This window comes from Blautia sp. 1033sp1_1033st1_G9_1033SCRN_220408, assembly GCF_040929965.1.
Lineage (GTDB): Bacteria > Bacillota > Clostridia > Lachnospirales > Lachnospiraceae > Blautia_A > Blautia_A ammoniilytica.
This window is the reverse complement of record NZ_JBFKZO010000008.1, coordinates 124,658-130,905: the sequence shown is the minus strand read 5'-3', so window position 1 is coordinate 130,905 and position 6,248 is coordinate 124,658. Positions and strand designations below refer to the sequence as shown.

6 protein-coding genes and 1 pseudogene are annotated in these 6,248 nt (G+C 42.1%); 6 read left to right on the top strand and 1 reads right to left on the bottom strand.

Translation table 11 applies throughout. The features are described 5' to 3' along the window. Nucleotides 1–27: 27 nt before the first annotated feature. Nucleotides 28–243, bottom strand: a pseudogene (locus AB5916_RS08430) (transposase). 459 nt (nucleotides 244–702) lie between these two features. Between AB5916_RS08430 and AB5916_RS08425 the strand changes: the two are divergent. From AB5916_RS08425 to AB5916_RS08400, 6 genes are all read left to right on the top strand, one after another. Further along, nucleotides 703–924, top strand: coding sequence for a hypothetical protein (locus AB5916_RS08425; protein ID WP_368190276.1), 222 nt, complete (start codon nucleotides 703–705; stop codon nucleotides 922–924). A gap of 3 nt (nucleotides 925–927) precedes the next feature. Further along, entirely contained in the window at nucleotides 928–1,917 is a 990-nt protein-coding gene (locus AB5916_RS08420) for a PLP-dependent cysteine synthase family protein (protein ID WP_368190275.1), read from the top strand. A gap of 72 nt (nucleotides 1,918–1,989) precedes the next feature. Then, on the top strand, nucleotides 1,990–2,940 hold the full coding sequence (locus tag AB5916_RS08415; RefSeq protein WP_368190273.1) for an ABC transporter permease: 951 nt from the start codon (nucleotides 1,990–1,992) through the stop codon (nucleotides 2,938–2,940). Further along, the gene (locus tag AB5916_RS08410; protein WP_173726894.1) at nucleotides 2,934–3,713 is read left to right on the top strand and encodes an ABC transporter ATP-binding protein; all 780 of its coding nucleotides are present in this window, start codon (nucleotides 2,934–2,936) and stop codon (nucleotides 3,711–3,713) included. Before AB5916_RS08415 ends, AB5916_RS08410 begins: the two co-directional genes overlap by 7 nt. Before the next feature lie 80 nt (nucleotides 3,714–3,793). Next, entirely contained in the window at nucleotides 3,794–4,846 is a 1,053-nt protein-coding gene (locus tag AB5916_RS08405) for an ABC transporter substrate-binding protein (protein WP_368190271.1), read from the top strand. An 8-nt stretch (nucleotides 4,847–4,854) separates the two neighbouring features. Then, nucleotides 4,855–6,180 carry a lanthionine synthetase LanC family protein gene (locus tag AB5916_RS08400; protein ID WP_368190270.1) on the top strand — a complete coding sequence of 442 codons (1,326 nt, stop codon included), beginning with the start codon at nucleotides 4,855–4,857 and terminating at the stop codon, nucleotides 6,178–6,180. Nucleotides 6,181–6,248 lie beyond the last annotated feature (68 nt).

Below are 6,248 nucleotides of genomic sequence, written 5' to 3'. Positions count from 1 at the left end.
GATAAATTCGGAAACGATATGCTATGTTCAATACTTTTTCTCTCCCTGGCTTTCAATGCATTGACGGATTACTTCTATCGGAGCACCTCCAGCTGTCAGTAGGCAGAAACTCTGACTCCATTCTTCCAGAACTTTTCCCTACCGTGGAACAATATATTCCCATATCTCTTTTGCTCTTTCTGAAATTGGATTATCAATCACTTTTCATCGATATTTCACTACCATGATCAGATGATAATACATCCGTTCAAGAATGCCGAGGCATTCTTGCTGCGAGGTGCGCGTCATGCAATTGCATGACGTACTTCTCCTGCGCACCTCTGCAATCCTGCCGGAGGCTATATCAGCTGGGGGATTTACTCCCAGCTGATATACTGAATGCGCATTATGATCTGTTTTTCCCATACAAATCAGTCCTTTTTCTAACAATTTATATTTTCGACTGACTCTATTATACCACGGATTGTGTCATAGAACAAGTGTTCTTTTCGCTTTTTCGCAATTCATCTCCCACCTGCAGAGGAAGGAGAATTCTTGCTATATTTATGTTAAATAAAATGATTACAGAGTCAAGTATTTAGATAATTTTTTTAAGAATATCAGGGTATGTATGGTGATGAAAGCCGTGCATATCCTTTTTTGTTCTTCTTTTGCGTATCAGTGCAATAGAAAAAAACTATAACGGACAATAAATGGAATGTATTGGACAATTCGGAACAGTTTGATATAATAAGCAGCATAAAACATATAAAACATATCAAAAAACTAGGGAATATAAATCCCCATGTGAAACAAGCAAATCAAAACAAGCAAATCAAAACAAGAGTTAAAACCAAAACAAGACATAAAAAAATCAACAGTAAAAGAGCAAAAAATAAGAAACAAAAAGAAAGAACTAAAAAAGAAATCATAAAAGAGGAATGAAACATGGCAAATATACATCAGTCAATCACAGAATTAGTTGGACATACACCGCTTGTAGAATTAAAGAATTATGAGAAAAGCCTTGGGCTGAAAGCCCATCTTCTTGGAAAGCTGGAATACTTTAACCCATCCGGAAGCGTTAAGGACAGAGCAGCATTAAATATGATCCTGGAGGCAGAAAAGGACGGAAGGTTGAAGCCTGGCGGTAAGATCCTTGACTTTACCAGCGGCAATACAGGGATCGCTACAGCAGCCTTTGCCAATGCTAGAGGATATGAATATTCTGTAGTAATCCAGCCGGGAGTATCTATAGAACGTACCCTGATTCTGAAAGCCTATGGAGTGAATCTGCTTCAGGCCGGAGATGTACCTGGATTTCTGGAAATGCTGAAAAGTGGAGGCCTTACAATGGGAAAACTGTCTGTTGTGATGAATGCCTATGCAAAAGAACATGGCTATTTCTACATCGACCAGGGAACAAATGAAGACAACCCGGAAGCACATTATAAAACCACAGGACCGGAGATTTGGGCAGATACAGACGGAAAGGTAGACTATGTGGTAGCTCTTGTTGGTACAGGCGGTACTTTGGCAGGCCTTTCAAGATATTTTAAGGAAAAAAATCCGAATGTAAAGATCATTGGTGCGCAGCCAGCAAAACAGTCCAGAAAATCATTAGATCATCCGGAAGCAAATACTATTGACGGTGTGCTGGCATTTGATGACGTACCAACAGACAAAATTCCGGTTTTCTTTTCGCCGGAACATCTGCCTTATGATGAGTGTCTTGATATTATCGCAGAAGATGCTTATGAAACCGGCAGAAAGCTTGTAAAAACAGACGGGATCTTTCTAGGACAGTCTGCAGCAGCTGCAGTAAAGGCAGCTACTGAAGTAGCAAAAAGACCTGAAGCAGAAGGGAAAAATATAGTAGTGATCCTGGCAGATAATGCGTTTAAATACCTCTCCACAAATATGTACAAAGAAGACTGAAGCATTGCGTAAGAGAATTGATCATCATATAAGAGAATTAATCATTACGTAATAGGAAAAGGAAGAACACGTATGAATAAAACATTAATAAAAACTCTGCCGTTTGCAGGTCTGGCTCTGGGAGCAGTTACAGATCTTGTAATACCGGATTCAGAATTGCAGCCACCGGCAGACCACCCATATTTCCTGTATTTTCTGGGACTTCTGGCTGTTGTTTACGGAATCTTGTTTATTGCTTCATTTATCAGCGCAAAGCTGGATGAAAGGATAAGCTACAAGGCTCCCCTTATTGCAGGAACAGCAGTACTGATCACAGTGATAAATCTGATCACATCCAAATATGCATTACTTCCGGTATTGTTTTTCCCTTGTCTGGATAGGGTGTTTGGCGTTTTTGTTACTGATTATGAATTATTGATCCAATGTATTCTGGCATCCGGACAGCTTCTGCTCCGCGGATTTCTGGCAGGCGGGATCCTGGGATTCCTTACAGGTATCCTGATCGGATTCAACAAAAAAGCAAGCTATTGGATCTCACCGTTTATGAAGTTAGTAGGGCCTATTCCACCTACCTCCTGGTCGCCCCTGGTATTGTCACTGTTTACAACTACTTATTCAGCATCCGTATTCATGGTTGCACTGGCAGTATGGTTTCCAATAACATTGATGACCAGCAGCGGTATCCAGAATGTTAATAATTCTTACTTTGAAGTGGCTTCTACCCTTGGATCTGGCAAATTGAACAGGATCTTTAAGGTGGCAGTTCCGGCAGCAATGCCAAGCATTTTCCTTGGAATCTTTTATGCAACCTGCAGTGCTTTTGTTACCCTTGTAACCGCTGAACTGTTAGGCGCTGACGCAGGACTTGGCTGGTATCTGAACTGGGAAAAAAGCATGATGCTTTATGCAAATGTTTATGCAGGGCTGATCCTGATCGCAGTGATCTGTACAATGGTGATCACCCTTGTATTTAAAATCAAAGACCAGGTTTTGGTATGGCAGAGAGGAGTGATCAAATGGTAGGCCAGATCAGGATTGATAACGTACAGAAGAAATTTATAAATCCGGACGGCTCAGAAGTGGTGGCATTAAACGATCTTAGCTTTACTGTGAAGCCGGGAAGCTTTGTATCTTTGATCGGTCCTTCCGGATGTGGAAAAACCACACTGTTAAGAGCCATCGCAGGCCTGAATCTTCCTGACCGGGGCGGGATTTACCTGGATGGAGAGAAGATCACGAAGGCAGGAGCAGACAGAGGCTATGCATTTCAGCAGGCCAATCTTTTTCCCTGGCTGAATATACGTAATAATGTGGCATTTGGCCTAAAAGCCAGAGGGGAATATAAAGAAAAGAAAGAAGATGTGGATCAGTTCCTGGAACTGGTAGGCTTGAAGGATTTTGCAAAATCCTATCCACACCAGCTCTCAGGAGGAATGTGTCAGAGAGCAGCACTTGCCAGGGCACTGGTGGGGCATCCCAAGGTGCTTCTCCTGGACGAACCTTTGGGAGCTCTTGATGCTTTTACAAGAATGAATATGCAGGACATGATCATGGATCTCTGGAAAAAACATAATATGACCATGATCATGGTAACCCATGATGTGGACGAGGCCATTTATCTGTCCGATCAGGTAGTGGTAATGTCAGCAAGACCTGCAAAAGTAGAGCAGGTGATCAATATCGATTTGTCCAGACCAAGAAAACGTGGACAGGATGTGTTTATGAATTACAGAAAAGAAATCTTGGAGATCCTTAATTTTGCAGGAAATTTACAGGATCCGGATTACTATTTATAAAGATAAGGCAGCAGTTTGCAAAAAAGCATTAAATGGTCACATAGTTACAGAAAATTATTATACATGAGGAGAAAAAGATTATGAGAAAAAAAGGATTACTGAAAAAAATCACAGCAGCTGTTACAGTTGCAGCAATGCTTGCAGCAGGAACTGTGATCTGTCAGGCAGATGATACGAAAGTGGTACGTATCCAGGTAAGCAAAGATACAGTGTGTGGTGTTGCTATGCAGGTAGCTGCTGAGAACGGATATTTCGAGGAAGAGCTGGAAGCCATCGGACAGAAATGTGAAGTAACAGTGGCTGCTTCCTCTGAGACAGTAGACCTGATCACTGCGGGAAAAATCGATGCTGCATTTGGTTTGGCCTGCAACTTTATCACTCCTATTTCCAACGGTCTTGCTGTTTCCTTTGTAACAGGTGTACACAAAGGCTGCACCAAGTTTTATGCAAAGGCAGATTCAGGGATCAGTTCCTTGGAAGACCTGAAGGGAAAAAAGATCGGTGTTCCAAGTCTTTCAGACTCCAGTACATTGGAAGTAAAAAGAAAACTGGCAGATCTGGGATTTGTTGTAAATGGTGCTGATGCAGATGTGAATTTTGTGGCTTATGCAATGAGTGATCTTGCAATGGCTTTGGACAATGGAGCTGTAGATGCAATTGGTGTTCATGAGCCAATGGGAACCATGATTGAAGCCAATTATGATGTAACAAAACTTCTTGACACTGGTACAGATGAGAAATTCAAAGATGAATACTGCTGCATGGCTCTTGTAACTCAGGATATGATCAAGAATAATCCAGAGGGGGCAGCAGCCTTTGCAAGAGCTGTACAGAAAGGTGCAGCCTTTGCAAGTGCAAATCCAGAAGAAGCGGCAAAGATCCAGATCGAAGGAGGATATGTATCCGGTGATGTGGAAACAAATGCAGGCATTATCAAAGGACTGGATTTCAATCCAGGTGTAACAGCAGCAAGAGATACTTTCAAAAATGCATTTACAGATCTGCAGGCTACCGGTGATCTGAATAAGGATCTGGATGAGAAAGAATTTGAAGAAAAGGCATTCCCGGTGCTTGATGGTGTTCCGGAAACAACTACTTATAACGTGGAAACCGGGAAATTTACACAGGAGTGATCATAACTATGGACTATCTGGAAATTGCTAAAAGGGCTATGAATTTTATCAATACCAGAAAAAGAAAGGGACCGGAAGGCATCTTCTGGTCTCTTGAGGATGCAGCCAAAGGAAGACCTGTCTATTATGATGAGATCTGCATGTATGCAGGCGCTTCCGGGATCCTGTGTTTTCTTCTGGGACTTTACGATGTGACAAAAGACAGTACATATCTTGATGAAGCAAAAGAGGCAGGTTCTTATCTGAAATACCGTTGGGAGAACGAACCTGAGCTGAAGCGTAACTTTTCAAAATATGCTTTCTCAAGCGGTTGGAGCGGAGCTGGCTTTGCACTTACCAGGCTGTATCTGGTAACAGGAAAAAAGATATACGCTGATACGGTCGCTTCCATTATTTCCAAAATGCAGGAAGATGCCAGACCTGGCAAAAACGGGAAAGGTTATACCTGGTCTACATTTCCTGGAATCGTAGGAGATGGAGGCACCATCCTGTTTCTTATTTATGCAGCAAGGGTATATAAGAATCCAAAGTGGAAGGAATTTGCACTTCTGGCAGGAGAAAACCTGTTGGAACAAAGAAGAGAGGATAAGAGCGGATGCTGGTATCCGGGAGTAGATCCTTCCTATTTTGGAGCAGATGATAATTATATTGACCCCAATTTCCCAATGGGTACAGCAGGCATTGGCTTTGTTCTTATGAAACTATATGAAGCAGGGAATGATCCTAAATATCTGGAAGGTAACAAAGGAATTGCAGAATTCATGGATTCTGTTGCAGTGAAAAAAGGAAACGGCAAGCTGCTTCCTCACGGGCTTCCGGACAGGAAAAATCTGTTCTACCTGGGGTACTGCCACGGACCAGCAGGTACAGTACGTTACTATTACAAGATGTATGAAACTACCGGTGATCTTAAATATAAAGAGAAACTGGAAAGTCTTGTAAAAGGGTTGGAGGCTGTAGGTGCTCCAAGGATCCGGTCAGAAGGCTACTGGAATACTTATAATCTGTGCTGCGGTACAGCTGGGATCCTGAATATGTATCTTGGGCTTTGGGCTGCCTTTGGAGATGAGAAATATCTGAAACAGGCAGAAAAATGCGGGGAAGAGCTGGAAGAGCATGGCATTTTTGAATCTGTGGATGGAACAGATCAGGTGAAATGGAGCTTTGCCCTTGACAGGATCGCTCCTGGTAAGAAAAGTACTCCTATCGGATGCTTTGACGGTGCAGCAGGTATTGGTTTGGCTTTATTACAGCTTTACCAGGCAGAAAAAGGGGAGTTTCATGTTGCACGTTTTCTGGATGATCCCTTTCCTGATAAAAGAGAAGAAAAATAATGATTCAGCAACCTGCAGCTGCAATGATATAAAATGCTGAACAGTTATAAAGAAAGATAAAAGGTTAA

What these genes read in the sequence shown, in the direction of transcription:
- AB5916_RS08420 (WP_368190275.1), top strand. Translation starts at nt 928, where the DNA reads ATGGCAAATATACATCAGTCAATCACAGAATTAGTTGGACATACACCG.
- AB5916_RS08415 (WP_368190273.1), top strand. Translation starts at nt 1,990, where the DNA reads ATGAATAAAACATTAATAAAAACTCTGCCGTTTGCAGGTCTGGCTCTG.
- AB5916_RS08410 (WP_173726894.1), top strand. Translation starts at nt 2,934, where the DNA reads ATGGTAGGCCAGATCAGGATTGATAACGTACAGAAGAAATTTATAAAT.
- AB5916_RS08405 (WP_368190271.1), top strand. Translation starts at nt 3,794, where the DNA reads ATGAGAAAAAAAGGATTACTGAAAAAAATCACAGCAGCTGTTACAGTT.
- AB5916_RS08400 (WP_368190270.1), top strand. Translation starts at nt 4,855, where the DNA reads ATGGACTATCTGGAAATTGCTAAAAGGGCTATGAATTTTATCAATACC.